Here is a 25,637-nt window from a genome sequence, read left to right as displayed (position 1 = left end):
ATCACGCCGCCTGGCCCTTCAGGGCCTCGATCACGAGTTCCGCCGTACGGGTCGCGCTCGCCGGGTTCTGGCCCGTCACCAGATTGCCGTCACGCAGGGCGAACGGGGCGAAGTCCGGGCCTGCCTCATGCTGGCCGCCGAGTTCCTTGAGGCGGGTTTCGAGCAGGAAGGGCACGGCCTGATCCAGTCCGACCGCGCGCTCCTCGCTATCGGTGAAGCCCGCGACACGCCGACCGGCGACGAAGGGCGTGCCGTCCGCCTTCTTGGCCGAGACCAGCCCCGCCGGGCCATGGCAGACGGCGGCGACGATCTTGCCCGCGCGGTCGAACCGCTCCACCAGCTGCGCCAATTCCGCGCTGCCGGGATAATCGAACATGGTGCCGTGGCCGCCGGGCAGGAACAGCGCGTCATAGCTGCTGGGGTCGATGCTGGTGAACACCGGCGTATCGGCGGCCTCGGCCTTCAGCGCCTCGTCCTTCAGATAGCGTTCGACCGAGGCATCGTTCTCGCCATCCGCATTGACGCTGCGCTGGTCGACCGGCACCGCGCCGCCCTTGATCGAGGCGAGCGTCACGTCAGCCCCGGCATCGCGGAAGACGTAATAGGGGGTGGTCAGCTCTTCCAGCCAGACGCCGGTCGGTTCGGTCCCCGGGGTCATGCGATCGGCGGACGTAGTCACCATGAGGATACGGGTCATCGTCAAAACTCCTGCTGCGTGGACGTCGCGAACGCTGGGTGCCCGCTGCCGCACCTGCGACAACGAGGCCATAGGGCTGTGCGATCCGGCAGCGGCAAGCGGGCGTTCGTGTCCGTCCTTGTGCCCAGTCAGATAGGCCTTCGCCGGCATCAGTAAATCCAAGCGGAATGGCGATCGGCCATAAGACAGGTTATGGAAACCCAATGTCCCTGTTGCAGTTGCGCACCTTTGTCGAAGTCTATCGCCGCCGGTCGCTGAGCGAGGCGGCCCGCGCGATCGGCATCACCCAGCCCGCCGCGTCCCAGCATATCGCCTCGCTCGAGGCGCAGCTCGGCCATCCCCTGTTCGATCGCCATTCGCGCGGCGTGCGCGCCACGGCAATCGCCGACGACCTGGCTGCGGCAATCGGCGACAGCCTCGATACGGCAGAAACGGCGCTCGCCACGGCGCGGGCGCGATCCTCGCGGATGTCCGGCACGGTGCATATCGCCGCGCCGTCGGATCTGCTGGGCGAGATGATCGCCCCCCGGCTGGGGCCACTGCTGGACGCAGGCCTCGACCTGCGCCTCCACATTGGCGGGCGGGACGCGCTTTACAGCCTGTTGCTGGAAGACAAGGTGCATCTGGCCGTGACGGCATCGCAGCCGGACGATCCCCGGCTTGCCTTTCACCGGCTCGGCGATGAGGATTTGCGCGCCGTCGCCGCGCCGGTGGTGATCGAACGGATGGCTGGCCTGCCGCTGGCCGACGCGCTGACACGCATACCGCATCTGGCGTACGACCTCGACCGGCCGCTGTTGCGCGCCTGGCTTGAGGCCAACCGGATCGCGCTGGCCGGTCAGCCTGCCCTGACCGCCCCCGACCTGAGGGTGCTGCGATCTGGGTTGTGCGCGGGGCTCGGCTGGACGGTCCTGCCCGGTTATCTGACCCATGCCCAGCGGGCCGACTGCACGCTTGTCGAAATACCCGCACCGATCAGGGTGCCGCGCAATACCTTCTACCTCGTCTGGGCGCGTTCGTCGCTGCGGCACCCCCGCGTTGCGCTCGCCCGCGATGCGTTGATCGCCGCGCTCAGGATTTGAGGTCAAGTCGACACGACATCGTGGGGCTCATTTCTCAGCCCATGGATGGCGACCTCGATTGACGTGACAATTCGTCGATGGCCCCCGAGCGCAGATTGGCGTGGATCCCCGCATACATCAGCGGACGCAAAAACCGCCGATTCCTGCCAGTTTATATCAATTTTCTGATGGTACGGACATGGCGCAAAAAGGCCAAAGTGGCGGAGAGGGAGGGATTCGAACCCTCGGTGCCCGTAAAGGCACGCCGCATTTCGAGTGCGGTACAATCGACCACTCTGCCACCTCTCCGCAGAAGACGTCTTTGGCAGGTCGGTGAAACCCGCAATCCGTCGGTCGAGGGCGGGCCTTTAGCGGCTCGGTTTTCCGGTGGCAAGCGCCCTTGTGCTTGTGCAGCGCGGAAAGACGATTAAATTATGGGCATGCCCCGTCATGACCCTATCGGCACCCTGCCCGCGCAGGGGCGCCCCGATGTCGTCGAGATCGATGCGCCCGCGGTCGCGCATGCGCGCTTCTCGATCGGCGATGTCGTGCGGCACCGCCTGTTCGATTTCCGCGGCGTGATCTTCGACGTCGATCCGGTCTTCGCCAATACCGAAGAATGGTATGAGGCAATCCCGGAAGCGGTGCGCCCGCGCAAGGACCAGCCCTTTTATCACCTGCTCGCCGAGAATGTGGACTCGAGCTACGTCGCTTATGTCAGCCAGCAGAATCTGGTCGTCGACGACAGCGACGAACCGGTCGACCATCCCGCGATCGCCGGCCTGTTCGACGATTTCACCGACGGCCGCTACGCGCTGCGCCGCGAACACCGGCACTGATCGGTCGGCGGGAGGGACGCCGTAGCGCCCCTCCCCGCCCCAATCAGAAGTTGATTGCCGCGCGCGCGTACAGGAAGCGCCCGTTGAAGCCGAATGGCGAGAAGTTGCTGTACGGCAGGAACTGATAGGTCGTCGGATAGCTGCCGCCGACGCTTGCCGGGCGCAGGCCGAACGGCCGGCGATCGGGATAGACATCGAAGGCATTGTCCACGCCCAGCGTCAGCTGCACGCCCTGATATTCGTAGCTCAGCGAGAAATCGGTGATCCACTTCGGGCGCAGCACCTGATCGTCCGGGCCGAGCAGCGTCAGGCTGGTCGCATCGCTGAGCGGCGCGGTCGTTTCGGGCGAGATCACCGAACCATAGCGCGTCGTCCGCGCCGACACGCCGATGCCGGCGATCTTGCCGTCAGTCGCCAGCACCACCTTCGTACGCGGCTGGCCGCGTTCGAACCGGAAGCCCTCGACGCGACCGAACAGGACGAGGCCGGGGATCTGCGCCAGCGACCCCAGCGTGTTCAGCCGCTTGTCGATCTGGTTCTTGGTGTAGTTGTACGCCGCCGAGAAATTCCAGGCACCCAGGCCGCCCAGATTGGCGCGATAGGTCGCGACCGCATCGACGCCCTGCGTAGTCGTATCCAGGCCGTTGATGAAGAAGCGCGCCGCACCGACGGTATTGAAGCCGTTCGCCACCAGCACCTGCTGCACCGCCGCATTCTGCGCCGCCGTGCCGACGCCCGCCGCACCCAGATTTTCAGACAGCACGATGCGGTCGCGAATCTTGATGTGGAAATAATCGACCGTCAGGTTGAAGCCGCGGAACGGATTGAGCGTCGCACCGCCCGACAGGTTGACCGACTTTTCGGGCTTGAGCGGCTGCGAACCGAGCGCGCGCGCCACCGGGCTGTTCACCGCGACGGTCGACACGTCCACGGGCACACCCGACAGGAAGTTGGTCGAGGTGGTGGTGAAATACTGCTGGTGCAGCGACGGCGCACGGAAGCCGTTCGACACCGACCCGCGCAATGCGAACCCGTCGGTCAGTTCGTAGCGCAGCGCCAGCTTGCCGTTCACCGTATCGCCGAAGTCGCTGTAATGTTCGTAGCGGCCCGCCGCGGTCGCGGTGAAGCCGGTGAACAGGTCGGCGTCGAACTCCAGATAGCCGGCATAGCTGTTGCGGTTGACGTTGGTGCGGGCCGAGGCCGGCAGGCCGCCGAAGCCCTGCGCACCCGCCGCCGCGGTACGGCCGGGGAAGGAGCAGCTGCCGGTCGCCGCGGCGCCCCCGCCGTACACGCCGCCCAGCGTGGTGCAGTTCGCCGGCGTGGTGGTCCGCGTCGCCTGGAAGAACGGGCCCGTCTGGTACGACTGCGGATCGCCGGGGCGGATCTGGAAGATTTCGTGACGATATTCGCCGCCGAAGGCGAAGGTCAGCGGACCCGCCAGGCCGACATCGAATTGGCGCGACAGATCGGCGTTCGCCAGAATTTGCGAGAAGGCGAGGCCGCCGGCATCGAACGAACGCTGGCTCTGCGGACCGAAGGAGACGTTGACGCTATTTTCGGTCCGGTAGCTCAGCTCGTTGCGGCCGAAACCGAGCGAGAAGTCGCCCTTGAAGCCCGCGACGTCGGCCCGGATGCCGCTGGTCGCCGACAGATCGTCGATGCTCGACTGGATCTTAGGGAGGTAACCGTCCGGCGTCAGACCGACGAAATTGGCGTTGGTCGGCGTCGTGCCGGGCGCGATCGCCGAGAAGTCGCGGTTGGTCGCCGCGGACTGCTGGCGGAAATTCGCCGCCGACAGGCCGTCGCGATGGCCATAGCTGAAGAAGGCGTAGAAGTCGACCGAACCCAGCGGCTGGCCCATGTTGATGAGGAAGTTGAAGTCCTGCGTCTTCGCATCCCCGTAGCGGAAATCGAGGCGATTGAAGCTTGCTTCGCGCGAATCGAATGTGGTCGACGACGGTCGGATGTAATTGGGCCGCAGGTCGTAGCCCTGGCGGTTGGTGAAGTCGCGGTCGCGATATTCCCCGGTGAAGTTGAAGAAGCCGCCGTTGCCGAGCGGCAGGCCGACGTTGACGCCATAGGTCAGCATCGCACCATCGCGCGCCTTGCGCTCACCGTTGCTGTTCGCTTGCAGGTAGCGCGAGTCGGTCGGGTCGAGCGACGGCGAATTGCCGAGCAGGCCGTTGAAATTGGCCATCCCGTCCAGCGTCGTCACATATTTGCCGTAGCTCACCTGCGCGCGGCCGCCTTCGCTCGCAGTCTTGAGCTGGACGTTGATCACGCCCGCGATCGCATCCGAGCCATATTGCGAGGAGGCGCCGTCGCGCAGCACCTCGACCCGCTGGATCGCGAGCGCGGGGATCATGTTCATGTCGACCGCCGCCGAACCACGCCCGACGGTGCCGTTGATGTTGAGCAGCGCCGACACGTGGCGCCGCTTGCCATTGAGCAGCACCAGCGTCTGGTCGGGGTTCAGGCCGCGCAGCGTCGCGGGCCGCGTCACGTCGGAACCGTCGGCGATCGAGGGCTGCGGGAAGTTGAACGAGGGGACGAGCTGGTTCAGCGTCTTGTTGAGCTCGCCGGTGCCTGACGCCTGTAGCGCGCTGCCCGAAATGACGTCGATCGGCACGGGGCTGTCGATCGCGGTCCGGTTGGCGACGCGGCTGCCGATGACGACGATCTGGTTGGCCGCTTCGTCGCTTTGCGCCGACGTATCGGCCGTCGCTTCCTGGCTGGGCGCCGACTGCACCGCCTGCGCCCAGGCGGGTGCGGCGAAGACCGCCAGGGATGCCGGCACGGCGACGCCGGCAAGCAAGATTGCGCGCTTCATGATATTCCCCTGTTTCGCGCGGCTTAGTTACCGTCACGATCGACGACACTTTATGTCGCGCTGAGGGCCGGGCAAGTCATCGTCACAGACCTTTCATACGTTTGTCATACCGCTGTTGCTGCGCCGCCACATGATGAATGTCGGCGCGCCCCGCTTCAAAGGTTGACAGAAGCCTGCACATTCCTTAGCTGCCGCCGCTCATCCCGCCGGGTCTCCCTGTGCGGGCACATGTTTTTTGGGAAGTGACTAGAGCCATGTTCGCAGTCGTGCGCACGGGCGGCAAGCAGTATCGCGTCGCCGCCGGAGACAAGATCGTCGTCGAGAAGCTGGACGGCGAAGCCGGCGCATCGATCACGCTGGGTGATGTCCTGCTCGCGGGCGAAGGCTCGGAGCTGAAGAGCGTCGAGGGTCTGACCGTCGCCGCCGAGATCGTCGCACAGGCGAAGGGCGAGAAGGTCATCGTCTTCAAGAAGCGCCGCCGTCACAATTATCGCCGCAAGAACGGCCATCGCCAGAACCACACGATCCTCAAGATCGTTTCGGTCGGCTGAGCCCAGCGCGAACAGGAGTAGAGCAGCATGGCACATAAGAAAGCAGGCGGTTCGTCGCGCAACGGTCGTGATTCGGCCGGCCGTCGTCTTGGCGTGAAGAAGTTCGGCGGTCAGGAAGCGATCGCGGGCAACATCCTCGTGCGTCAGCGCGGCACCAAGTTCTATCCGGGCGCCAACGTGGGCATGGGCAAGGACCATACCCTGTTCGCGCTCGTCGATGGCCGCGTGGCGTTCCACGAAGGCAAGCTCGGCCGTAAATTCTGCTCGGTGCAGATTATGGCGGAAGCCGCAGAATAACGGGCAACCAGCCGGGTTGCCCACCAGGGTGACCCGGTCGCATCTTCCACAAGATGCCAACCAAACAAGGGAGACGGGTCACCCCGGCTCCCTTTTTTCTTGCTCCCCGACCCCGACTGTCCCTGCCGCGTCACAGGCGCGTGGCAGCGGCGTGGCCAAGGAGAGAGCAGGAATGTTCGCGAGAACCAACAGATTGACGCTCCGGCCGGCGTGGCCGGAGGATGCGGCCGAGCTGGCCGCGGCGATCGATCACGAAGCAGTTACCCGGATGCTGAGCCGGGTCCCCTACCCCTACACCCTGTCCGATGCACAGGAGTTCTGCACGCGTCCGCGGGCGCATGACGAAGCGCGCTTCCTGATCGTCAGCCACGACCTCGCCTGGCCCGATGGCGCCCCGGCGATCGTCGGCGGCATCGGGTTGATGGACCTGGGCGGTCCGGACCGCGAAATCGGCTACTGGCTCACCCCGGCCGCCTGGGGTCGCGGCTATGCGACCGAGGCGGGCCATGCCGTCATCGCGATGGCGCGGCACGCGCTGGGGCTGCGCCGCATCGCCGGCTGGCACTTCGCCGACAATCCGGCGTCGGGCGCCGTCCTGCGCAAGCTCGGCTTCCGGTCGACCGGACAGACGGGCGTCAAGCCCTCGCTGGGCCGGACCGAACCGGCGCCGTCGATCGCCTATTCGCTCGATCTGGACGCCGCAGAGGAGGATCACCCGGCCCTGCGTATCGCGGCGTGAGGGGGGCGTGACTAGGCGGTCCGCCACCTCGTCACGCCGATGCACTACCGGCTGGCCCCACCTCCACCGTCACCCCGGACTTGATCCGGGGTCCCGCTAAATGCAGGCGTCGACGAAGAAGCGGGACCCCGGATCAAGTCCGGGGTGACGTAATATTCGTGGTGCCCGGCGCTACCAACCGACAGCGAAAGGCCCCCCGCCCCTCAATGCTTCTCCGCGACCCGCGTCAGTTTGCGGATGAAGCCGATCAGCCCGGTCTGGCGCGAGCGCTTCAGGCGTTCCGCCGCCAGGATCGTCTTCACGCCGCGGAAGCATTCCTCGACGTCGTCATTGACCAGGACATAGTCATAGCCGTCCCAGTGGCTCACCTCGTTGGCGGCGCGCGCCATGCGGGCGTCGATCACCTCGGCCGAATCGGTGTTCCGATTCGTCAGCCGCGCGCGCAATTCCTCCATCGAGGGTGGGAAGATGAACACGCGCACCACGTCGCCGCCGGCGATTTGGAAGAGCTGTTGCGCGCCCTGCCAGTCGATGTCGAACAGCACGTCCTTGCCCGCGGCCAGCATTGCCTCGACCTGCGCCCGCGGCGTGCCGTAGCGGTGACCGAAGACGTGGGCCCATTCCAGGAATTCGTCGTCCGCGACCATGCGGCGAAATTCCTCAAGCCCGACAAAGTGATAGTCCTTGCCGTCGGTCTCACCCGGACGAATGCCGCGCGTCGTTGCCGACACCGACATTTCGAGGCCGGGCTCGTCCGCGAGCAATTTGCGCGCGATGGTGGACTTGCCGGCGCCCGAAGGCGAGGACAGAACGAACAACATGCCGCGGCGGCGGAAGTTGTGCGGATCATTGGGGGAGGAGGACGGCATGCGCGCTACTGGCGTAGCCGCGGGCCGGGCGTCAAGCGTGGGCGCATGGTTGGCGGCGAAAAGTGGCTGGCTGATCGCGGCTTTGCTGGTGCTGACCGCGACGACATTGTTCGTCATGGGCCGCTCGCCGATCTGCCCCTGCGGCCGAATCGCGCTGTGGCATGGGGCGGTACAATCGGACCAGAACAGCCAGCAGATCGCCGATTGGTACAGCCTCAGCCATATCGTCCACGGCCTGCTCTTCTATGCGGCGGGCTGGCTGGCGCTGCGCCGCTGGCCATGGGCCGCCCGGCTTGTGCTGGCCGTGGCGATCGAGTCGGCTTGGGAAATCCTCGAAAACTCGCCGCTCATCATCGGTCGGTATCGCAGCGTGACGATGGCCTGGGGCTATAGCGGCGACAGCATCCTCAATTCGCTCAGCGACATCGGCTGCATGATGCTGGGGTTCGCCATCGCGCGGTGTCTGCCCTGGTGGGCGAGCGCGGTGCTGGTCGGGCTGCTGGAACTGGTGGCACTCGTCGCGATCCGCGACAATCTGACGCTCAATCTCATCATGCTGATCGCGCCGGTCGAGGCGATCCGGCATTGGCAGATGGGTTAGCGGCAGCCCGTAGGAAGCGCGACCCCGGCGATATCGTCGGGGCCACACCAACCATCGATCAGATCTGGCCGCGCGCCGCCTTGCGACGATCATAGGCCTTCTTGGCGACATAGCCGCCGCCCAGGATCATGCCGAGCGGCCCCATGCGCCGCATCGCGCCCATGGTCAGCGCGCCGATCGCCGCGCCCTTCAGGCCGCTGTCGCCGTTGCGGCGCTCGACTTCGCGACCCACCAATGCACCGATAATCTTGCCGATCATGCTTCCACCTTTCCGAAAATCTGGTCCTTCAGCTGCTCGGCGCCACGCAGCACCGCCCAGCCGACCGCGTAGGTCACCGCCAGCGGGAGCACGACCTTCAGCACGTTCGCGGTGACGGCGCCGATGATCGCGCCGTCCGCGACGCTGTCGTCGTCGCCCGAGATCGAATCGATTGCCGCGCCGATCAGCGCGCCCGTGGTCGTCGTACTCACGCCATGCCCTTCGTGGTTGTTACGCCCCCAGCAAGCGCGCGAACCACGGGGAAGTTCCGCGGCGGACCCGTCCGGCCGCTCAGCGACCGATCATCGTCTCCGGACGCACCAGCCGGTCGAACGTCTCGGCATCGACCAGCCCCAGTGCCAGCCCGGCCTCCTTCAGCGTCTGGCCGTGCTGATGGGCGTGCTTGGCGATCTTGGCGGCATTGTCATAGCCGATTTCGGGCGCCAGCGCGGTCACCAGCATCAGCGACCGGTCGAGCAGTTCGGCGATGCGCGCGCGATTGGCGGTCATCCCCTCCACCGTCCGTTCGGCGAAGCTGGTCATGCCGACGCTGAGCAGCGCGATCGAGCGCAGCACATTGGCGCCTATCAGCGGCTTGAAGACGTTGAGCTCCATATGGCCCTGCAGGCCACCGACGGTGACGGCGACATTGTTGCCCATCACCTGCGCCGCAACCATCGTCAGCATCTCCGCCTGCGTCGGATTGACCTTGCCCGGCATGATCGAACTGCCCGGTTCGTTGGCGGGCAGTTCCAGCTCGCCCAAGCCGGACCGCGGGCCGGAGCCGAGCAGCCGGATATCGTTGGCGATCTTGGTCAGCGCCACCGCGAGCACGTTGAGCGCGCCGTGCAGGTCGACGAGGCCGTCGTTGCTGGCCAGCGCCTCGAACTTGTTGGGCGCGGTGACGAACGGCAGGCCGGTGAGGCCGGCGATCTCCGCCGCCACCGCCTCCGCGAAGCCCGCGGGCGCGTTCAGGCCGGTGCCGACCGCGGTGCCGCCCTGCGCCAGCGGCATGATGTTGCGTTCCAATGTGCCGGCGATCCGGTCACGCGCATTGGCGATCTGCTGCGCATAGCCCGAAAACTCCTGCCCCAGCGTCAGCGGCGTCGCGTCCTGCAAATGCGTGCGGCCGATCTTTACAAGGTCGCGCCATTCGGCCGCCTTGGCGTCGAGTGCCGCATGTAGCCGGTCGAGCGCCGGATACAGCTGCTGCGTCACCGCCAGTGCGGCGGCGACGTGCAGCGCGGTGGGGAAGCTGTCGTTCGAGGATTGGCCGCGGTTGACGTCGTCATTGGGGTGGACGGGTGTCTTACCGCCGCGCGTGCCCGCCAGCGCCTCGTTGGCGTGGCCGGCGATCACCTCGTTGACGTTCATGTTCGATTGCGTGCCGCTGCCCGTCTGCCAGATGACGAGCGGGAACTGGTCGTCGAGATCGCCCGCGACGATCGCCGCCGCCGCCGCCTCGATCGCGTCGGCCTTGTGCGCGTCGAGCCCGTGCCGCCGGTTCACGCGCGCCGCCGCCTGCTTCACGATGGCGAGCGCGTGGGCGATCTCCACCGGCATCCGCTCGCGCGGGCCGAAGGGGAAATTCTCCAGGCTGCGTTCGGTCTGGGCGCCCCAATAGGCGTCGGCGGGAACCTCGATCGGTCCGATCGAATCGGTTTCGGTGCGCGTGGTCATGCCGCTCCAATTCGTCAGACAAGCACTTGTTGCAAGACAGGGGCTGTGCCAATTTTGCGACATGCTGTTCCTTGCCCTGATCGCGCAGGCCGCAATCGCTGCCGGCCCCTGCCATTACGACCGCACCGCGATGCTGGCGCTCGATCAGGCGGCGTTCGATCAGGACATGACCGGCGGCTGGCGCAAGCTGGAACAGGACGGTTGCGAGGCAGAGGCCGCCGACCTGATCCGCGACTGGCGGATCGCGCATAAGGCGCAGGATACCATCCTGTTCTGGCACGAGGGGCAGCTGCGCGCCGACATCGGCCAGACCGCGCAGGCGATCGCGCTCTTCCGTCAATCGTACAAGCCGGCGGCGAAAGACCGCATCGGCTGGAACCATTATGTCGACGGCACGATCGCCTTCCTCGATCACGACCGCGCCGCCTTCGATGCCGCCCGGGCGCGCCTCGCGGCCTTGCCGCAGCCGGCCGGGTTTGCGTTCAACGGCCCGGACGGCAAGCCGCTGCCGATCCGCTGGCCGCTCAACATGAACGTGTTCGAAGGCTTCGACCGCTGCTGGGGCCAGCCCTATAAGGCGGCCTATGCCTGCGCGACGCCGATGCGGGTCGTCCAGGTTCCCGACCGCAAATAGCGTTCGGTCTAGCGGCCGGAGCCGCTCCGGCGATAAATCAGGCCCGAAGCGTCAGACTCGCAGCACCATATGCGGGGCGACCTCCGCCAGTAGTTGCGCGACCGTTTCAATGTCGTCGCGCGCCGCGATAGCGATCGTCGATCCGTCGCTGCCGTCTTCCAGCGAGATGATGGCATAGCCGGCTTCGGCCAGGCTAGCGGGATCGATCGTGTCCACCGATCGCACCCGTGCCGCCGCGAGCCGCTGCCGGGCGATCTCCTGGACAAGCTCGTCGACCGTCTCTTCCTTCCAGTCGACCAGCGCGACCCACCCATCTTCGCTGAGCAGTTCGAGGAAGGAATCGATTCGCATCGACTCCGACGTATCCTCCTGATCGACGAAAAAGCCCTCGCGCAACCGCCGCCGCGCGCTGGCGAGCGACCGGCCGGACAGTCGATGGTACAGCTCGGCGAACTGCCGTTGCCACAGCGGGGTCCGTGGACCCGGCTCCGTCGGGGTGACATCGGGCAGGACGTGCTCGGCCCAGGTCATCAGCGCGGACAGGAATTTTTCCTGCCGGACGGTCAGCTCGTCGGTCTCGCGTCGCCCTTCGAGATGGTGCAGCACGACGACGGGCTGGCGGCCGAACGGGAAGCCGATCCGGAACCGGGCATGCAGCAACGCCCGACCCGTCACGTCGGATCGCAGCCCCACCTTCAGGCGCAGCTCTGCTTTGCCCCGCTTGCGCGAACAGTCGGCGAAACGCCCCGTGTCCTGCGCCTTCAGCGACTTCCCCACCGGACAATGGCCGATCAGGGCGAGCACCCGACGCGCATAGCGATCGGCGAGGTCGGACGGAGCGTCGGTCATTGCGGCGGGACGACCGCGCCGACATCGTCGGCGACGGCACGGCTCGCATCCGCGGCCATACCCGACGCCCGACGCGCGACCGCCAGGAACTCCGCTTCGGACACGGGGGCATAGTTGCAGCCGACGAACAGGCTGTCGGCGGGCGGCGGCGGCGGTGCCTTCGCCCCGAACGCCTTGGCCAGCAGCGCGGCGGTGGCATTGCCGGTCGGCGCGAACGCCCCCAGCATCGGGCCGCTCTTGGGATCGACGAAGCGATAATATTGCTCGGTGATCGCGATCGGCGCGCGCTTCAGCCCGTGCGCCGCGATAAACGCCTCGGCGACCTTGCGCGGCCACAGCGTCACGATCCAATTGTCGAGGAAGTAGACGCGGTCGACGCGCTGCCCCATCAGCGACGCGGGCGTCGTCAGCGTATAGCCTTCGATGCCCAGCATGCCCTCGGTTGCCGTGTCGGGGGCGCCCTCCTTCATCCAGGCGGGGATTTTCGGGTCGAGGAACAGCCCGTTGGCAAAGGCCTCCAGCGCGTCGCGCGACCGGCAGGACAGCGCATCGCTCAGCAGCTCCGGCGTCAGCGCGACCGGCGCATCGGCCGGCACGGGCTTAGCCTGCGCCGCGGCAGACGGCGGCAGGGACAGCGTCAGCACGAGCGGCAGGACGAAGGGCATGCGGCGGATCATGACGCGTGTCTGCCAGCGCAGGCCAACGGGATCAATGGTCAGAATCGGACAGGCTTGACCCGCACCCCGCGCGCCGTCACCTGTCGGGGGCATGAGAGTGATCCTGTCCCTGACGCTCGCCTTCGTCCTCGCGCTGGCGGGGACCGGCGTCGCGAGGGCGATCGACCCCGGCGTCTTCGGCTCCTGTTTTGAAGGGGCGTGCGGCTATGCGGCGATGCTCGTCGCGATGCTCGGCACGCTGCTCCTCGCGCCGGTCCTGTGGATCGGGCTGGGCCGCGCAGGGCCGCTCAGCCGGCTATTGCTCGGCACGATCCTGTTCGCGCTGATTGGTGGGTTTCTTCTGACGCCGCTGCTCTGGATCGCCGGCCTCGCCGCCTTCGCTTATGCCATCGTCCGGTCGACCCAGCGCGCCCGTGCGGAGGGGCGCACGACGCGCGACCTGTTCATCCGACCCCGGACCTAGACCCAACACCGCTCAGATGGCGGTCGCCCGCTCTACGCGCAGTCCCATCGTGCCGGCCAGCGCCAGCAGCCGGTCGGTATCCGATCGGCGGACGATGACGACGTGCAGATTGTCGTCGAGACCGTTGTGCCACGACACCACTTCCCACGCGGTCGGCCGCGCGAGCAATTGCGCGTCGAGCCACGCGAAATAGTCCTTCGAGAGCACCTTTTCCTGATCCTCGCGATAGGGGAACGGCGGCAGCGGCTCGGCAAATTCGTCGCTGATCAGCTCGTGCAACTCATCGATCTTGTCGCCGATCAGGAAGAACTCGCCCAGCGTCATCTCGACCACCAGCTGCCGGATCTCCTCGGGGTCGTAATCGCGCAGCCAGTCTTCGGGGTCGGTCACCGCCGCGTCCACTTCCGCCGCTTTCTCGCGCACGGCATCGTCGTCCAGCGCCCCGGCGCTGAGCAGCCTGACGATCTCGGTGTACATTGCGCCTGCTCCTGCCGTCGAACCGCAGGCAGGCATAAAAGCGTCCGTTTCGGATGGAAAGCGGCTATCGCAACACGGGACGTCCGCGACCGGCAGCGATGGTGACCCCGGCGCGATTCGAACGCGCGACCTACAGATTAGGAATCTGGCGCTCTATCCTGCTGAGCTACGGGGCCACTGCCTCGCCTGATACCGGTGCGCGGGCGCAGGGTCCAGCCCGTCAGTTCGCCTCTTCGGGCGGCCGCACGGGCAGCGGCAGCGGTGCAATCGGCACGCCCTCCTCCACCAGCGCCTTCGCCTCGGCAAGGCTCGCCTGGCCATGGATCGCGCTCACCGTCTCTTCGCCGTCGTGCATCGCCCGCGCGCGCGTCGCAAAGTCGCGCCCGACCCATTGCGATCCCTTCAGCGCCTCGGCCTGCAACCCCGCCAGCTCGCGCAGCGCCGCCTTCACGACATCGGGCGACGACGCCGCCTCGCGCGTGTTCCCCTTGGCCGGGATGCCCGGCGCCATCACCGCCTTGCCCACCCCGGTCGTGCCGCACATCGGGCACACGACATGGCCCGCGGATCGCTGCGTTTCATAGGCCGCGCTCGATTGGAACCACGCCTCGAACACATGGCCGCCGTCGCAGCGCAGGTCGAAGACGATCACGCCCGGACCACCGGCGGGATGGGGCGATGATGCTGCAGCACCGGCATGCGCGCCCGCACATCCGCGACGCGCGCCGGATCGACCTCGGCAAAGCCCAGCCCGCGCGCCTCGCCCATGTCGAGCAGCACGTCGCCCCAGGGATCGACGACCAGCGAATGGCCATAGGTCGCGCGGCCGTCCGCATGCGCCCCCGCCTGCGCCGCAGCGACGACGAAACACCCCGTCTCGATCGCGCGGGCGCGCAGCAGCGCGTGCCAATGCGCCGCGCCGGTCGGACGCGTGAACGCCGACGGGATCGACAGCACCGCCGCACCCGCCTGCGCCAGCGTGGCATACAGGCCGGCGAACCGCAGATCGTAACAGATCGACAGCCCCATGCCGCCCAGCGGCGTATCGACCACCATGGCGGTGTCGCCCGGCGCATAGCTCGCCGATTCGCGCCAGCTCTCGCCCGTCGGCAGATCCGCGTCGAACAGGTGAAGCTTGTCGTAGCGCGCGCGGATCGCGCCCGTATCGTCGATCACGAAGCTGCGATTGGCGAGCCGCCCGTTGTCACGCCGGATCGCCAGCGACCCCAATTGCACCCAGAGTCCCGCCTTCGCCGCCGCCTCGCGCACCGTCGCCAGCACGGGGTCGTCGCCCTCGGCATGGATCGACGCGGCCGCCCGCGTGCGATCGCGATCCAGCAGGCCCGCCATCTCGGGCGCGAAAACCATGCCCGCGCCGTTCGCCTTGGCCGCGGCGATGCCGTGGCGCAGGTCCGCGGCGTTGACGGCGGGGTCGATCCCGCTCGTCATCTGCAACAGCGCGATCAGCACGGGCGTGACATCAGCCGGCGAGCAGCGGATCGAGCCCGCCGCGCGCATCGAGCGCCGCCAGATCGTCCGACCCGCCGATATGCGCGCCGTCGATGAACACCTGCGGCACGGTGGTGCGCCCGTTGGCGCGCTGGATCATCTCCTGCCGCTGCGGCCCACCCATCGTGATGTCATATTCCACCGGCTCGACGCCCTTGTCGGCCAGCAGCCGCATCGCGCGCGAGCAATAGGGGCAGAATGCCTTGGTGTAGATTTCGACCTTTGCCATGCCTGTGGAGGTGTGATGCGACGGCGGTCTTGTCAATCGTCGCTCTCCGCGATCACCCGCGCCCAGCACAGGATCGTCACCGATGCCGCCCCCGCACGCAGCAGCACTGCCGTGCAGGCGTCCGTCGTCGCGCCGCTGGTGTAGACGTCGTCGACCAACCCGATATGCAGGCCGCGCAGCCGCGCCGGGTCGGGCACCGCAAAGGCCCCCTTCACCGCCCGCGCCCGCGCCTTGCGCCCCATGCCGCGCAGCGCCGCGGTCCGCCGCCGCCGGGCCAGCGCGAAGGGATCGTGCCGCAGCCCCGTCTCGCGCGCCAGCGCCGCCGCGATCAGCCCGGCCTGGTTGTAGCCGCGCGACCACAGCCGCCAGCGATGCAGCGGCACCGGCACCAGCAGGTCGATGTCCGCGGGCACCAGCGGCGCGATCCGCTGCGCCATCGTCGTCGCGATCCCCATCCGCCCGCCATATTTCAGCCGCAGCGCCAGCTGCCGCGCGATCGGGCCATAAGCGACCGCCGCCCGCACCCCGCGGTGGCGCGGCGGTTCGGCGAGGCAGGCCGCGCATTGCGCGCCTTCCCCCATCGCATGCGTGAAGGGCAGGTTGCAGGTCGCGCACCACGGCGGCCCGATCAGATGCAGGCTGCTCCAGCAGGCGGCACAGAAGCGGTGGTCCGCCGCAACCGGCTCGCCGCAGCCCGGGCAGCGCGGCGGCAGCGCCTGCGCGACCAGTATGCCGACGCCGCCCGCCAACCCCTTCCAGGCGGACGCGGCGATGCGTGGCGCAAATCGGCTCATGCCCGCTTGTCGCCCGGCCATCCGAAAGGCACAAGCCGGCGCGTGACCAGTCCCGCCCCCAATGCCATTTTCGACGCCGCGGCCCGCCGCCGCCGCCGCGACCGCGCCGCTGCGGGCGACTATGCCGCCCACGCCTTCCTGCGCGAGACGATGGTCGACGGGCTGCTCGAACGCCTCGCCGCGGTGAAGCGCGATTTTGCCGACGTGCTCGATGTCGGCGCCAGCGACACCGCGCTCATGGTGCCCGGCGCACGGGTGGCGCGGATGGACCCCGGCTTTGCCTTCGCGCGCGCCAGCGGCGGGGTGCAGGCCGACGAAGACCGCCTGCCCTTCGCCGATGCCAGTTTCGACGCGGTGCTCAGCGCCGGCGTGCTCGATCAGGTCAACGATTTGCCCGGCGCTTTGTCGCTCATCCGCCGCACCTTGCGCCCCGATGGCGTTTTCCTGGGCGCGTTCCTCGGCGCCGGCAGCCTGCCCGCGCTCCGCGCCGCGTTTCGCGCGGCGGAGGGCGACCGGCCCGCGCCGCGGCTACACCCGCAGATCGACGTCCGCTCGGCGGGCGACCTGCTCGTCCGCGCCGGCCTGACCCTCCCGGTCGCCGACGTCGAGACGCTCGAGGTGCGCTATGCCAGCTTCGGCCGATTGCTCGACGATCTGCGCGGCAGCGCGCTGGGCAATATCCTGACCGCGCGCACCGGCATGACGCGCGGCACGCTCGCCCGCGCCGCCGCCGCCTTCGCCGAAGCGGCGGGGCCGGACGGCCGCACGACGGAGCGCTTCTCGATCGTCTTCCTCACCGGCTGGGCTCCCGACGCCTCGCAGCCCCAACCCGCCCGCCGCGGCAGCGCCACCGCCAGCCTCGCGGCAGCCTTGAAGACGCCCTGATTTTCTAAGTTCCTCTAACGCTCCGTCATCCCGGACTTGATCCGGGATCCCGCTTCTTCTGCTTTTGCCGGCAAAAAGAGCGGGACCCCGGATCAAGTCCGGGGTGACGGGGGTAGGCCGCCCTTACCGCCCCCGCTCGATCTCGCAGCCCACCGCCGCGTCGGGGTACACATCCAGCTTCATCGAGCGCACGCGCACCTGCCGCACGCGCGGATCGGCGAGGCACAGCGCCGCCACCGCCTCGACCAGCGTCTCCTGCAACGCAAAGCCCGGCCCATCGGCCAGCCGCCGGATACCGTCGCGCACGAAGTCGTAATCGAGCACGTCCTCGATCCGGTCGGCGCTGGGCGGCGCGGCATAATCCACCGTCATCCACACCGACAGGCGCACCCGCTGCGGCTCGGCCTCGTGCGGGTGGATGCCCAGGCGCATCGCCACCTCCAGCCCGTCGAGGATCGTGGTGTAGACGCTCATGCCGCATCCCCGAACATCACGTCGCGCGCGCTGGGCACGAACCGCTGGCCAGCGTCGACGTACAGCGTCTGGCCGGTGACGCTGCGCGCACCGAGCAGGTACACGACCGCCGCCGCGACATTGTCCGCCCCCACCGGGTGGCGCAGCAGATTGTCGGATGCGACCGCGGCGAAGTCCGCCTCGCTCTGCCCGCCGCTCGGCAGCGTGATCCCCGGTGCCACCGCATTCACCCGCACGCGCGGGCTCAGCGCCTGCGCCAGCATCGTCGTTGCCCCGGCGAGCGCATATTTGCTCAGGCTGTAGCTGAAGAAGTCGGGGTTCGGATTGGCGAGCTTCTGGTCGAGCAGATTGACCACCGCCCCCTCCGCAACGTCATCCTGCGCCGCCAGCGCGCTCGCCAGCATCGCCGGCGTCACCGCATTGGTGGCATACAGCCGGACCGCGAGGTCTGCATCGATCGCCTCGGGCCGGTCGAACTCGAACGCCGACGCACTGTTCACCAGCGCCGCGATCGGCCCGCCCGCCGCCGCACGGGCGCGTGCGAACAACTCGGCCGCCTGCGACGGCTCGGACAGGTCGCCCTGCACCACCGCGCCGCCCAGTTCCCCCGCCAGCGCCTGCGCGTCATCGGCGGACCGGCCGTAATGGATCACCACGCGCCATCCGGCGGCGGCGCAGGCGCGGGCGATGCACGCGCCCAGCCGCTTGCCGCCGCCCGTGACCAACACATGCCCCAGCGCCGGGCTGGCCATCAGCTGCGCAGGCCCATCAGCGACAGCACCTCCTTGCGGCTGCGCTCGTCGTCGCGGAACACGCCCATCATCCGGCTCGTCACCATCGACACGCCGGGCGTGCGCACGCCGCGCGCGGTCATGCAGGCGTGGCTCGCCTCGATCACCACTGCGACACCCTGCGGGCGCAGATTCTGCCAGATGCAATCGGCGACCTCCGCCGTCAGCCGCTCCTGCACCTGCAACCGCCGCGCGAAACCGTGCAGCACGCGCGCGAGCTTGCTGATCCCGACGACATGGTCCTTCGGCAGATAGGCGATATGCGCCTTACCGATGATCGGCGCCATGTGATGCTCGCAATGCGACTGGAAGGGGATGTCCTTCAGCAGGACGATCTCGTCATAGCCGCCGACCTCTTCGAAGACGCGAGACAGATGGTGCGCAGGATCGTCGCCGTAGCCCGCGCAATATTCGCGCCACGCCTTGGCGACGCGGCGCGGCGTGTCGACCAGCCCTTCGCGGGTGGGATCATCGCCCGCCCAGCGGATCAGCGTGCGGATCGCCTCCGCCACATCCTGGGGGATCGCAGCCTCGGCCGCGGAGCCGACCAGATCTCCGTCGTCCGGTGCCGCGTGATCGTGTGACATTCCATACCCTTTCAGCCAACAAGCTCATCGCTGCGGTGCAGCAAACCTTACGTTCAATTTCGCAACTTATCGTGGTGATCGTCGCGGCCCCGCATACGGCAGTTTCCCGCTGTACAAAACGTTTGACGACGACGAAATTCCGACGCTAACTCCACCATACCGAAGACTGGAAACCGCTCTACCGGCGCAAGACCGGATGGCGACAGGGAGACGAGGCCATCATGAAGAAATTCGAACTGCTTGCCGCATCCGCCCTCGCCATGACGGCCGCCATGCCCGCCGCCGCACAGACGGGCGCTACCACGTCCGCGCAGAATACGGCACCCACCAACGGCCCCGGACAGGAAGCGACCTCGGCGCAGAGCATCGATCCCAATGCCGCGTCTGCCGATACGGGCATCCAGGACATTGTCGTCACCGCGCAGCGTCAGTCGCAGCGGTTGCAGGATGTGCCGATCGCGGTCAGCGCCTTTTCCGCCGACAACATCGAAAAGCAGCAGATCGTCAACCCAATCGCGCTGCAACAGTCGCTGCCCAGCATCACCTTCACGAAAACGGGCTATACGACCTCCAGCTTCACGATCCGCGGCATCGGCGACCTGTGCGTCGGCGTAACGTGCGATCAGGCAACGGCGATCCACGTCAACGACATGCCGCTCGCCACGACCCGCCTGTTCGAAAGCGAATTCTTCGACCTCGAACGCGTCGAGGTGCTCCGCGGGCCGCAGGGCACGCTGTTCGGCCGCAACGCGACCTCGGGCGTCGTCAACTTCATCACCGCCAAGCCCGATCTCAGCGGCGTGCATGCCGCGGGCGAATTCGAATATGGCAATTACGATTCGAAGCGCGCGAAGGCGATGTTCAACCTGCCGATCACCGACACGCTCGGCATCCGCGTCGCCGGCACATACCTGAAGCGCGACGGCTATACCTTCAACACGTACGACAATAGCCGCATCGACGATCGCGATCTGTATGCGGTGCGCGGCACACTGTCGTGGGAGCCGTCGTCCGACACGCGCATCGACCTGATGGGCTATTATTTCCGCGAAAAGGACAATCGCAGCCGCATCCAGAAGCAGCTGTGCCATCGCGATCCCACCGGCGTGCTTGGCTGTCTGCCCGACACCAAGAGCTACGAGACGACCAACGGCCTCTCGACGCTCGCCGCGGTGCTGACCTCGACCGAATTCTTCAACGTCAACAACCCCGCGCTCGGCCGCTTCGCGCTGCAAAGTCTGTACGGGGCAGACCCCTATGCCGGTGTCGTCAACCCCGCCGACGTGCGCACCGTGCGGCTCGATTATCGTCCGACCTATTTCGCGGACGAAGAGCAGTATATGGTCAAGATCTTCCACGATTTTGGCCCGGTGAACCTCAACATCACCGGCGGCTACACGCGCAACTCGGTCGACAGCACGGTCGACTATAACCTTGCGGTCGAGGCGCCGCTGGCGAACAACGCCGGCCTTGCCAACCTCAACGCGCTGGGCCGTGCCGGATCGCCCTTCGCCTTCCTCAACGGCGTGCGTCAGACGCTGATCCCCAACGGTCCGGCGGGCGGCGTCTGCCAGTCGGCGGCGGATCCGAACAATGTCGGCGTGTACGGCGGCAATGCGATCGGCTGCTTCCCGCAGAGCCTCGATTTCGACCGTTCGCGTATCCAGAACCGCCAATTCTCCGCCGAAGCGCACATCGACAGCAAGTTCGATGGCATGTTCAACTTCCTGCTGGGCGGCATCTATCTCGACAGCCTCAGCAAGAATAACGACTATTTCGTCAACGCCTTCGGCCTCGATTATGCGTCGGGCATCCTCGGCGCGGCCTCGTCGGCGGCGATCCCGGGCGTCGGCGGCAATGCCTTCCTGTCTACGCCCTTCTACCGCAACGATTCGCCGCGCTTCCGCCTGAAGTCTTATGGCATCTTCGGCGAAACCTATTTCGAATTCAGCAAGCGCGCCAAGCTGACGCTGGGTCTGCGCTACAACCATGACGACAAGTTCGTGCAGGCGCGCAACCTGACGCTGAACGTCCTGACGCCGTACGGCGCGCAAGGCATTCAGAACGGCTTCAACTATGCGCAGGTCGATTTCGACCCGACGACGCCCGGCATCCAGGATTATGCGCGCCGCAACGTGTCGTTCGGCCGCCTGACCGGCCGCGCCGTCTTCGATTACAAGATCGACGACAACAAGCTGCTCTACGCCTCCTATTCGCGCGGCTATAAGTCGGGCGGCATCAACCCGCCGGTCGCCGCCACCTTCTCGGTGCCCACCACCTTCACGCCCGAACAGGTCGATGCGTTCGAAATCGGGTCGAAGAACACCTTCCTGAACGGCGCGCTGCGCCTCAACGTCACCGGCTTCTATTATAAGTACAAGGGGCTGCAGCTCAGCCGCATCGTCGCGCGCACCGCTGTGAACGACAATGTCGACGCCAATATCTATGGCCTGGAGGCCGAAGCCATCGTCGCGCCGATCCCGCGCTTCGTCGTCAACATGAACGCCAGCTACCTGCACACCGAAATCACCGGCAACAAGGCGCTGATCAACCCGCGCCTGCCCTCCGGCGGCCGGACCGACACCGTCATCATCAAGGATATCACCAACGCGTCCAACTGCGTCGTCATCCCCAATGCGGGCGGCGCGGCGGTGGCGAACGGCTTCGTCACCGCGGTGAACCGCGCGGTGGGCCTGCAGGGACCGACCGCGATCTCCGGCACCGGTACGACCGGCGCCTTCGGCATCTGCTCGGTGCTCCAGGCGCAGGCCGCGGCGACGCAGACGCCGGTGACCGTCACCGATGGCGTGCCCGTCGGGCTGAACGGCAACAAGCTGCCGCAGGCGCCGATGTACAAATGGTCGGTGGGCGCCCAATATACGATGGACTTCGGCAGCGGCTGGAGCCTCGTGCCGCGTGCCGACCTCAACTACACCGGCAATTTTTCGGCCAGCGTGTTCAACATGAACGTCGATCGTGTGCCAGGCTATGAAGTCGTCAACGCGCAGGTGCAGCTCAACGCGCCCGACGACCGCTTTTACCTGCGCGCCTTCGTTCAGAACCTGACCAACAACAATGCGATCACCGGCCAGGCGGTCGCCGACCAGTCGTCGGGCCTGTACACCAACATCTTCACCATCGAACCGCGCCGCTACGGCGCGGCGGTTGGCTTCAAGTTCTGATCGCGCGGCGGGGCGAAGGCGCAACCCTTCGCCCCGCCGAGCGCTTGATCGCCCACCACGCAATGGAGGCGATCATGGCAGACCTGAAGAAGGGCGACGAAGTGACCTGGAAGAGCCACGGCGGCACCGCCCATGGCACGGTCGAAAAGAAGCAGACGAGCGACACAACGATCAAGGGGCACACCGTCCGCGCGTCGAAGGACGACCCGCAGTTCATTGTAAAGAGTGACAACGGCGGAAAGGCAGCGCACAAGGCGGACGCGCTCAAAAAGGCGTAACGTTTCAACGCCCCGGGCTGGACCGGGCGCAAACAGGAAGGAATGCGATGGCTACTGCACCCAAGACCGGCGGCATCCACGCCCCCGTGCAGCCGTCTCCCGAGCTGGGAGCGGTCGTCGGCAATGAGAAGCTGCCGCGCAGCCAGGTGATCAGCAAGGTGTGGGAATATATCAAGTCCAACAACCTGCAGAACCCCGAGAACAAGCGCGAGATCGTCGCCGACGAAAAGCTGAAGAAGGTCTTCGGCAAGGACAAGGTGACGATGTTCGAGATGAACAAGTACATCTCGCAGCACGTCAAGGCGTAACCCCGCCTTCCCCGAATCGGGAACATCGCGCCCTCATGCGGCCGGCGATGTTCCCGATCGGTTTGGATGCGGTGCTCGGCACCGCACATGGTCGCCGACAATCGACCAATCAATTCCGACATCGGACACGATCACGGCCTCGCCCAAATCGCCCCGTCACCCCGGACTGGTTCCGGGGTCCATCGGGCCCCAGATACGGTGCCTGCGGCGGTACGCCCGCTTGGCCGCGTCGCCACGCCCCCTAGACCACCCCCGCGCGGAGACGTGGCCCCCGGAACAAGTCCGGGGTGACGAGATGGGTAGGAAAGCCTCCGAACAAGACGAAAAGGCGGGCTACAAAAGGTCTGCCTCACCCACGCAAATAAACCGTCATCCCAGCGCAGGCTGGGATCTTCCGATTGTAACGCGCATCGATAGCCTCGTCAGACCGCAGCCTGCGCTGGGGTGACGCGTCTACCCAAGGTCTATCAAAGCAAAACCAGACACCAGCGGCCGGCCGACATCCGCGACCGCGCGTACCAAGAACCGCCAGTCAGCCCCTCAGCGCGACCGCGCCGGAACGAACGGCAGGGCGATCACCGATCCGATGATCATCAACGCGCCGGCCAGCACGTACAAATAGAAGCTCAACGGACGCATGGCTTACTGCTCCGCTGCGCCGATGGCGCGCGTCATCGTCAGGATTGCCGAAACTGCACACGTCATGTCGATCTCCCGCCCCCGGAATACCGCCCATTAGCCATCAAATGTGGCCATAATTTTGCAGACCGGCACATGGGGACGGCCGGCGACGCGCACAACCCTGCCCGCTCCGCCCGCATTCGCACCCGACTAGCGGGCGAAGCGCGTTACTTCTTGCGCTTGAAATCCACGCTGACGACGTTCGACCCGTCTTCGGCCGGCGTGACGGTGGGGCCGTCGTTCTCCGCCTCGTCATGCGGTTCGGGGCCATCGTCCGGGCCCTCGGTCGCCTGGAAGCGCAGCTCGAAATTCACCGCCGGATCGTGGAAACCGGTGATCGCCGAATACGGGATGACCAGCTTCGACGGCACCTGATTGAACGACAGGCCGACCGAGAACTTCCGGTCGTCGACCAGCAGGTCCCAATAGCGGTTCTGCAGCACGATCGTCATCTCGTCCGGAAAGCGTTCGATCAGCCGCTGCGGGATGTCGACGCCCGGCGCCTGCGTTTTGAACGTGATGTAGAAATGATGCTCGCCCGGCAGTCCGCCCGAATCGGCGACGGAGCCGAGCACGCGTCCGACGACGGCACGCAGCGCCTCCTGAACGATTTCGTCATACGGGATCAGGCTATCGGGCAGGCCGTCGGTCATAGCCCCTTGGGTAGCGCGATCGGCGGCGGGGTCAAGCCGCCACGATGGCCCATGAAATTTGTGTGTGACGACGTGTACTCAACCGTCCTATGGGGCACGGCCATGCGCACCGCCACGATCAACCGCTCTACCGCCGAGACGCGGATCGACGTCACCGTCAACCTCGACGGCACCGGCGTCTACAGCATCAAGACCGGCATCGGCTTCCTCGATCACATGGTCGAACAGCTCAGCCGCCACGGCCTGATCGACATCGACCTCAAGGTCGAGGGCGACCTGCACATCGACGGCCATCATACCGTCGAGGATTCGGCGCTGGCGCTGGGTCAGGCGATCGCCAAGGCGCTGGGCGACAAGCGCGGCATCCGCCGCTACGGCGACGCCTTGAGCCCGATGGACGAGACGCTGACCCGCGTTGCGCTCGACATTTCGGGGCGGCCATGGCTGGTGTGGAAGTCGGGTTTCACGATGCAGCGGCTGGGCGAGCTTGACACCGAGCTGATCGAACACTGGTTCCACAGCTTCGCGCAGACCGCCGGGCTGACGCTCCACGTCGAGACGCTGTACGGCAGCAACAACCACCATATCGTCGAAAGCGCGTTCAAGGGCCTGGCGCGAGCCCTTCGCACCGCGGTCGAGATCGATCCGCGCAAGAGCGACGCGATCCCCTCCACCAAGGGCGTGTTGTGAGCGAACCCTTCGCCCGCCCCGGCACGACGCTCTGCATCGTGTCGCTGACCTATGGCGCGGACCTCGACGCGATCGACGCGGCGATGAGCGACCATGTCGACTGGCTGCGCGCTTGCTATGTCGAAGGGCGGCTGATCGCCTCGGGCCGCAAGCAGCCGCGCACCGGAGGCATCGTCATCGCGATCGGCACGCGCGCGGAGGTGGAGGCGATGGTGTCGCTCGACCCGTTCGTCGCACGCGGCCTCGCCACCGCCGAGATCACGCCCTTCACCGCCAGCATGGCCGCCCTGCCGCTCGAGGATATGCTGGCGTCATGAGCATCGCGCTGATCGATTACGGCGCGGGCAACCTCCATTCGGTCGAGAACGCCCTGCGCGCGGCCGGCGCGACCGACCTCGCCGTCACCGCCGATGCTGATGTGGTGGCGAAGGCGGACCGCATCGTCCTGCCCGGCGTCGGCGCGTTCGGCGCCTGTGCCAGCGCGTTGCGCGCCGTGCCCGGCATGGTCGAGGCGCTCGACCGCCGCGTGCGGCACGAAGGCGCGCCCTTCCTCGGCGTCTGCGTCGGCATGCAGCTGATGGCGGACGTCGGCGAAGAGATGGGCGAGCATCGCGGCCTCGGCTGGATGCGCGGCCGCGTCCGCCGGCTCGAGCCGAATACGATGGACGCCAAGGTCCCGCACATGGGCTGGAACGATGTCGTCCCGACTGGCGACCACCCGCTCGTCCCCGCCGGCGAGGCCTATTTCCTGCACAGCTACGCCTATGAGGGCGAGGACGTGATCGCCACCAGCGACCACGCCGGCCCGATCACCGCCGCCATCGCTCGCGACACGATGCTGGGGCTGCAATTCCACCCGGAAAAGAGCCAGCGCTATGGCCTGGCGATGCTGGAGAGGTTTCTCGCATGGCGGCCGTGATGCCTCCCCTCCCTGGAAGGGAGGGGCCGGGGGTGGATATGATCCGGACCATACGGTCCATCCGACCCCTGCGGCATCCGTATCACCAGCCCCCCACCCACCCCCAACCCCTCCCTGTCAGGGAGGGGAGCAAG

The 25,637-nt window shown here is 67.0% G+C and carries 32 protein-coding genes and 2 tRNA genes; 15 read left to right on the top strand and 19 right to left on the bottom strand.

The genetic code is table 11. The features are described from left to right. Position 1: 1 nt before the first annotated feature. Positions 2-697, bottom strand: coding sequence for a type 1 glutamine amidotransferase domain-containing protein (locus ACP690_RS16445; RefSeq protein WP_426261687.1), 696 nt, complete (start codon positions 695-697; stop codon positions 2-4). A gap of 167 nt (positions 698-864) precedes the next feature. On the opposite strand from ACP690_RS16445, the gene ACP690_RS16440 reads away from it, so the two are divergent. Next, complete coding sequence (locus ACP690_RS16440) at positions 865-1,779, top strand: LysR family transcriptional regulator (protein ID WP_426261686.1); 915 nt, start codon at positions 865-867, stop codon at positions 1,777-1,779. A gap of 198 nt (positions 1,780-1,977) precedes the next feature. On the opposite strand, the gene ACP690_RS16435 is transcribed toward ACP690_RS16440, so the two are convergent. Then, positions 1,978-2,067: transfer RNA gene (locus tag ACP690_RS16435), tRNA-Ser, on the bottom strand. A 131-nt stretch (positions 2,068-2,198) separates the two neighbouring features. Here ACP690_RS16435 and hspQ point away from each other — a divergent pair. Beyond that, complete coding sequence (hspQ, locus tag ACP690_RS16430; protein ID WP_426261685.1) at positions 2,199-2,597, top strand: heat shock protein HspQ; 399 nt, start codon at positions 2,199-2,201, stop codon at positions 2,595-2,597. Positions 2,598-2,640: 43 nt separating this feature from the next. On the opposite strand, the gene ACP690_RS16425 is transcribed toward hspQ, so the two are convergent. After that, a complete protein-coding gene (locus ACP690_RS16425; RefSeq protein WP_426261684.1) occupies positions 2,641-5,427 on the bottom strand; it encodes a TonB-dependent receptor plug domain-containing protein in 2,787 nt (928 codons plus the stop codon). A 254-nt stretch (positions 5,428-5,681) separates the two neighbouring features. On the opposite strand from ACP690_RS16425, the gene rplU reads away from it, so the two are divergent. From rplU to ACP690_RS16410, 3 genes are all read left to right on the top strand, one after another. After that, positions 5,682-5,978 carry a 50S ribosomal protein L21 gene (gene rplU / locus ACP690_RS16420; protein WP_017979337.1) on the top strand — a complete coding sequence of 99 codons (297 nt, stop codon included), beginning with the start codon at positions 5,682-5,684 and terminating at the stop codon, positions 5,976-5,978. A gap of 27 nt (positions 5,979-6,005) precedes the next feature. Next, positions 6,006-6,275 carry a 50S ribosomal protein L27 gene (gene rpmA / locus ACP690_RS16415; RefSeq protein WP_018250697.1) on the top strand — a complete coding sequence of 90 codons (270 nt, stop codon included), beginning with the start codon at positions 6,006-6,008 and terminating at the stop codon, positions 6,273-6,275. Between the two features lie 193 nt (positions 6,276-6,468). After that, positions 6,469-7,014 carry a GNAT family N-acetyltransferase gene (locus ACP690_RS16410; protein WP_426261683.1) on the top strand — a complete coding sequence of 182 codons (546 nt, stop codon included), beginning with the start codon at positions 6,469-6,471 and terminating at the stop codon, positions 7,012-7,014. 203 nt (positions 7,015-7,217) lie between these two features. On the opposite strand, the gene gmk is transcribed toward ACP690_RS16410, so the two are convergent. Next, on the bottom strand, positions 7,218-7,883 hold the full coding sequence (gmk, locus tag ACP690_RS16405) for a guanylate kinase (RefSeq protein ID WP_024310297.1): 666 nt from the start codon (positions 7,881-7,883) through the stop codon (positions 7,218-7,220). Here gmk and ACP690_RS16400 point away from each other — a divergent pair. Continuing rightward, positions 7,882-8,484, top strand: a complete 603-nt coding sequence (locus ACP690_RS16400) for a DUF2585 family protein (RefSeq protein ID WP_426261682.1) — start codon at positions 7,882-7,884, stop codon at positions 8,482-8,484. The genes gmk and ACP690_RS16400 overlap by 2 nt on opposite strands. A gap of 58 nt (positions 8,485-8,542) precedes the next feature. On the opposite strand, the gene ACP690_RS16395 is transcribed toward ACP690_RS16400, so the two are convergent. The 3 genes from ACP690_RS16395 to fumC form a co-directional block, all read right to left on the bottom strand. Continuing rightward, positions 8,543-8,743: a hypothetical protein gene (locus tag ACP690_RS16395; protein ID WP_147034880.1), complete on the bottom strand. Its 201-nt coding sequence runs from the start codon at positions 8,741-8,743 to the stop codon at positions 8,543-8,545. Continuing rightward, positions 8,740-8,955, bottom strand: coding sequence for a hypothetical protein (locus ACP690_RS16390; RefSeq protein ID WP_017979343.1), 216 nt, complete (start codon positions 8,953-8,955; stop codon positions 8,740-8,742). The genes ACP690_RS16395 and ACP690_RS16390 overlap by 4 nt, the downstream gene beginning before the upstream one ends. Before the next feature lie 79 nt (positions 8,956-9,034). After that, the gene (fumC, locus tag ACP690_RS16385) at positions 9,035-10,423 is read right to left on the bottom strand and encodes a class II fumarate hydratase (RefSeq protein WP_426261681.1); all 1,389 of its coding nucleotides are present in this window, start codon (positions 10,421-10,423) and stop codon (positions 9,035-9,037) included. 61 nt (positions 10,424-10,484) lie between these two features. Between fumC and ACP690_RS16380 the strand changes: the two genes are divergently transcribed. After that, positions 10,485-11,057 (top strand): hypothetical protein, encoded by a 573-nt coding sequence (locus ACP690_RS16380; protein WP_426261680.1) that lies wholly within the window; start codon positions 10,485-10,487, stop codon positions 11,055-11,057. A 51-nt stretch (positions 11,058-11,108) separates the two neighbouring features. On the opposite strand, the gene ACP690_RS16375 is transcribed toward ACP690_RS16380, so the two are convergent. Together ACP690_RS16375 and ACP690_RS16370 are read right to left on the bottom strand one after the other, a co-directional pair. Further along, the gene (locus ACP690_RS16375; RefSeq protein WP_426261679.1) at positions 11,109-11,906 is read right to left on the bottom strand and encodes a DUF6630 family protein; all 798 of its coding nucleotides are present in this window, start codon (positions 11,904-11,906) and stop codon (positions 11,109-11,111) included. Beyond that, positions 11,903-12,583, bottom strand: a complete 681-nt coding sequence (locus tag ACP690_RS16370; protein ID WP_426261678.1) for a hypothetical protein — start codon at positions 12,581-12,583, stop codon at positions 11,903-11,905. Before ACP690_RS16370 ends, ACP690_RS16375 begins: the two co-directional genes overlap by 4 nt. A gap of 97 nt (positions 12,584-12,680) precedes the next feature. Between ACP690_RS16370 and ACP690_RS16365 the strand changes: the two genes are divergently transcribed. Beyond that, complete coding sequence (locus ACP690_RS16365; protein WP_426261677.1) at positions 12,681-13,046, top strand: hypothetical protein; 366 nt, start codon at positions 12,681-12,683, stop codon at positions 13,044-13,046. A 12-nt stretch (positions 13,047-13,058) separates the two neighbouring features. Here the strand turns inward: ACP690_RS16365 and ACP690_RS16360 are convergent, their stop codons facing one another. The 6 genes from ACP690_RS16360 to ACP690_RS16335 form a co-directional block, all read right to left on the bottom strand. Next, positions 13,059-13,523: a hypothetical protein gene (locus ACP690_RS16360; RefSeq protein WP_063685562.1), complete on the bottom strand. Its 465-nt coding sequence runs from the start codon at positions 13,521-13,523 to the stop codon at positions 13,059-13,061. A gap of 99 nt (positions 13,524-13,622) precedes the next feature. Beyond that, a tRNA-Arg gene (locus tag ACP690_RS16355) sits at positions 13,623-13,699 on the bottom strand. 44 nt (positions 13,700-13,743) lie between these two features. Then, on the bottom strand, positions 13,744-14,175 hold the full coding sequence (locus ACP690_RS16350) for a DUF1178 family protein (RefSeq protein WP_426261676.1): 432 nt from the start codon (positions 14,173-14,175) through the stop codon (positions 13,744-13,746). Continuing rightward, a complete protein-coding gene (locus ACP690_RS16345; protein WP_426261675.1) occupies positions 14,172-15,041 on the bottom strand; it encodes a carbon-nitrogen hydrolase family protein in 870 nt (289 codons plus the stop codon). Before ACP690_RS16345 ends, ACP690_RS16350 begins: the two co-directional genes overlap by 4 nt. Beyond that, the gene (gene grxC, locus ACP690_RS16340; RefSeq protein WP_017979352.1) at positions 15,004-15,261 is read right to left on the bottom strand and encodes a glutaredoxin 3; all 258 of its coding nucleotides are present in this window, start codon (positions 15,259-15,261) and stop codon (positions 15,004-15,006) included. Before grxC ends, ACP690_RS16345 begins: the two co-directional genes overlap by 38 nt. A 32-nt stretch (positions 15,262-15,293) precedes the next feature. Continuing rightward, positions 15,294-16,055 carry a double zinc ribbon domain-containing protein gene (locus ACP690_RS16335; protein ID WP_426261674.1) on the bottom strand — a complete coding sequence of 254 codons (762 nt, stop codon included), beginning with the start codon at positions 16,053-16,055 and terminating at the stop codon, positions 15,294-15,296. A gap of 42 nt (positions 16,056-16,097) precedes the next feature. Between ACP690_RS16335 and ACP690_RS16330 the strand changes: the two genes are divergently transcribed. Next, the gene (locus ACP690_RS16330) at positions 16,098-16,940 is read left to right on the top strand and encodes a methyltransferase domain-containing protein (RefSeq protein ID WP_426261673.1); all 843 of its coding nucleotides are present in this window, start codon (positions 16,098-16,100) and stop codon (positions 16,938-16,940) included. Positions 16,941-17,063: 123 nt separating this feature from the next. On the opposite strand, the gene ACP690_RS16325 is transcribed toward ACP690_RS16330, so the two are convergent. From ACP690_RS16325 to folE, 3 genes are read right to left on the bottom strand one after another with little or no spacing between them, the layout of a single operon-like run. Beyond that, entirely contained in the window at positions 17,064-17,414 is a 351-nt protein-coding gene (locus tag ACP690_RS16325; protein WP_017979355.1) for a dihydroneopterin aldolase, read from the bottom strand. Further along, positions 17,411-18,166, bottom strand: coding sequence for an SDR family oxidoreductase (locus tag ACP690_RS16320; protein ID WP_426261672.1), 756 nt, complete (start codon positions 18,164-18,166; stop codon positions 17,411-17,413). Before ACP690_RS16320 ends, ACP690_RS16325 begins: the two co-directional genes overlap by 4 nt. Beyond that, on the bottom strand, positions 18,166-18,792 hold the full coding sequence (folE, locus tag ACP690_RS16315; RefSeq protein WP_043060083.1) for a GTP cyclohydrolase I FolE: 627 nt from the start codon (positions 18,790-18,792) through the stop codon (positions 18,166-18,168). The genes ACP690_RS16320 and folE overlap by 1 nt, the downstream gene beginning before the upstream one ends. Before the next feature lie 221 nt (positions 18,793-19,013). Between folE and ACP690_RS16310 the strand changes: the two genes are divergently transcribed. The 3 genes from ACP690_RS16310 to ACP690_RS16300 all read left to right on the top strand — a co-directional run bounded on the left by ACP690_RS16310 (position 19,014) and on the right by ACP690_RS16300 (position 22,560). Then, a complete protein-coding gene (locus tag ACP690_RS16310; RefSeq protein WP_426255750.1) occupies positions 19,014-21,974 on the top strand; it encodes a TonB-dependent receptor in 2,961 nt (986 codons plus the stop codon). A 74-nt stretch (positions 21,975-22,048) separates the two neighbouring features. Further along, positions 22,049-22,252: a DUF2945 domain-containing protein gene (locus ACP690_RS16305; RefSeq protein WP_024310300.1), complete on the top strand. Its 204-nt coding sequence runs from the start codon at positions 22,049-22,051 to the stop codon at positions 22,250-22,252. A gap of 47 nt (positions 22,253-22,299) precedes the next feature. Beyond that, positions 22,300-22,560 (top strand): SWIB/MDM2 domain-containing protein, encoded by a 261-nt coding sequence (locus tag ACP690_RS16300; RefSeq protein ID WP_043060084.1) that lies wholly within the window; start codon positions 22,300-22,302, stop codon positions 22,558-22,560. An 848-nt stretch (positions 22,561-23,408) separates the two neighbouring features. Here ACP690_RS16300 and ACP690_RS16295 read toward each other — a convergent pair. Further along, positions 23,409-23,894, bottom strand: a complete 486-nt coding sequence (locus ACP690_RS16295; protein WP_017979362.1) for an SspB family protein — start codon at positions 23,892-23,894, stop codon at positions 23,409-23,411. A gap of 102 nt (positions 23,895-23,996) precedes the next feature. Here ACP690_RS16295 and hisB point away from each other — a divergent pair, with 102 nt between their 5' ends. From hisB to hisH, 3 genes are read left to right on the top strand one after another with little or no spacing between them, the layout of a single operon-like run. Beyond that, positions 23,997-24,584, top strand: a complete 588-nt coding sequence (gene hisB / locus ACP690_RS16290) for an imidazoleglycerol-phosphate dehydratase HisB (protein WP_043060085.1) — start codon at positions 23,997-23,999, stop codon at positions 24,582-24,584. Beyond that, on the top strand, positions 24,581-24,901 hold the full coding sequence (locus ACP690_RS16285) for a YciI family protein (protein WP_147034866.1): 321 nt from the start codon (positions 24,581-24,583) through the stop codon (positions 24,899-24,901). The genes hisB and ACP690_RS16285 overlap by 4 nt, the downstream gene beginning before the upstream one ends. Then, positions 24,898-25,503 carry an imidazole glycerol phosphate synthase subunit HisH gene (gene hisH, locus ACP690_RS16280; RefSeq protein WP_426261671.1) on the top strand — a complete coding sequence of 202 codons (606 nt, stop codon included), beginning with the start codon at positions 24,898-24,900 and terminating at the stop codon, positions 25,501-25,503. The genes ACP690_RS16285 and hisH overlap by 4 nt, the downstream gene beginning before the upstream one ends. Positions 25,504-25,637: the final 134 nt, after the last annotated feature.

Origin of the sequence: Sphingomonas sp. DC4900, from assembly GCF_049896485.1 — a bacterium.
GTDB classification, from domain to species: Bacteria; Pseudomonadota; Alphaproteobacteria; order Sphingomonadales; family Sphingomonadaceae; genus Sphingomonas; species Sphingomonas aquatilis.
Note: the sequence above shows the minus strand (reverse complement) of the source record. Positions and strands in the feature narration are given on the sequence as shown.

What these genes read in the sequence shown, in the direction of transcription:
- ACP690_RS16425 (WP_426261684.1), bottom strand. Translation starts at nt 5,427, where the DNA reads ATGAAGCGCGCAATCTTGCTTGCCGGCGTCGCCGTGCCGGCATCCCTG.
- ACP690_RS16360 (WP_063685562.1), bottom strand. Translation starts at nt 13,523, where the DNA reads ATGTACACCGAGATCGTCAGGCTGCTCAGCGCCGGGGCGCTGGACGAC.
- ACP690_RS16440 (WP_426261686.1), top strand. Translation starts at nt 865, where the DNA reads ATGGCGATCGGCCATAAGACAGGTTATGGAAACCCAATGTCCCTGTTG.
- ACP690_RS16370 (WP_426261678.1), bottom strand. Translation starts at nt 12,583, where the DNA reads ATGATCCGCCGCATGCCCTTCGTCCTGCCGCTCGTGCTGACGCTGTCC.
- ACP690_RS16320 (WP_426261672.1), bottom strand. Translation starts at nt 18,166, where the DNA reads ATGGCCAGCCCGGCGCTGGGGCATGTGTTGGTCACGGGCGGCGGCAAG.
- ACP690_RS16445 (WP_426261687.1), bottom strand. Translation starts at nt 697, where the DNA reads ATGACCCGTATCCTCATGGTGACTACGTCCGCCGATCGCATGACCCCG.
- ACP690_RS16300 (WP_043060084.1), top strand. Translation starts at nt 22,300, where the DNA reads ATGGCTACTGCACCCAAGACCGGCGGCATCCACGCCCCCGTGCAGCCG.
- ACP690_RS16310 (WP_426255750.1), top strand. Translation starts at nt 19,014, where the DNA reads ATGAAGAAATTCGAACTGCTTGCCGCATCCGCCCTCGCCATGACGGCC.
- fumC (WP_426261681.1), bottom strand. Translation starts at nt 10,423, where the DNA reads ATGACCACGCGCACCGAAACCGATTCGATCGGACCGATCGAGGTTCCC.
- rplU (WP_017979337.1), top strand. Translation starts at nt 5,682, where the DNA reads ATGTTCGCAGTCGTGCGCACGGGCGGCAAGCAGTATCGCGTCGCCGCC.
- ACP690_RS16400 (WP_426261682.1), top strand. Translation starts at nt 7,882, where the DNA reads ATGCGCGCTACTGGCGTAGCCGCGGGCCGGGCGTCAAGCGTGGGCGCA.
- hspQ (WP_426261685.1), top strand. Translation starts at nt 2,199, where the DNA reads ATGCCCCGTCATGACCCTATCGGCACCCTGCCCGCGCAGGGGCGCCCC.
- hisB (WP_043060085.1), top strand. Translation starts at nt 23,997, where the DNA reads ATGCGCACCGCCACGATCAACCGCTCTACCGCCGAGACGCGGATCGAC.
- ACP690_RS16335 (WP_426261674.1), bottom strand. Translation starts at nt 16,055, where the DNA reads ATGAGCCGATTTGCGCCACGCATCGCCGCGTCCGCCTGGAAGGGGTTG.
- ACP690_RS16380 (WP_426261680.1), top strand. Translation starts at nt 10,485, where the DNA reads ATGCTGTTCCTTGCCCTGATCGCGCAGGCCGCAATCGCTGCCGGCCCC.
- ACP690_RS16395 (WP_147034880.1), bottom strand. Translation starts at nt 8,743, where the DNA reads ATGATCGGCAAGATTATCGGTGCATTGGTGGGTCGCGAAGTCGAGCGC.
- grxC (WP_017979352.1), bottom strand. Translation starts at nt 15,261, where the DNA reads ATGGCAAAGGTCGAAATCTACACCAAGGCATTCTGCCCCTATTGCTCG.
- folE (WP_043060083.1), bottom strand. Translation starts at nt 18,792, where the DNA reads ATGTCACACGATCACGCGGCACCGGACGACGGAGATCTGGTCGGCTCC.
- rpmA (WP_018250697.1), top strand. Translation starts at nt 6,006, where the DNA reads ATGGCACATAAGAAAGCAGGCGGTTCGTCGCGCAACGGTCGTGATTCG.
- ACP690_RS16295 (WP_017979362.1), bottom strand. Translation starts at nt 23,894, where the DNA reads ATGACCGACGGCCTGCCCGATAGCCTGATCCCGTATGACGAAATCGTT.
- ACP690_RS16375 (WP_426261679.1), bottom strand. Translation starts at nt 11,906, where the DNA reads ATGACCGACGCTCCGTCCGACCTCGCCGATCGCTATGCGCGTCGGGTG.
- gmk (WP_024310297.1), bottom strand. Translation starts at nt 7,883, where the DNA reads ATGCCGTCCTCCTCCCCCAATGATCCGCACAACTTCCGCCGCCGCGGC.
- hisH (WP_426261671.1), top strand. Translation starts at nt 24,898, where the DNA reads ATGAGCATCGCGCTGATCGATTACGGCGCGGGCAACCTCCATTCGGTC.
- ACP690_RS16305 (WP_024310300.1), top strand. Translation starts at nt 22,049, where the DNA reads ATGGCAGACCTGAAGAAGGGCGACGAAGTGACCTGGAAGAGCCACGGC.
- ACP690_RS16345 (WP_426261675.1), bottom strand. Translation starts at nt 15,041, where the DNA reads ATGCGCGCGGCGGGCTCGATCCGCTGCTCGCCGGCTGATGTCACGCCC.
- ACP690_RS16325 (WP_017979355.1), bottom strand. Translation starts at nt 17,414, where the DNA reads ATGAGCGTCTACACCACGATCCTCGACGGGCTGGAGGTGGCGATGCGC.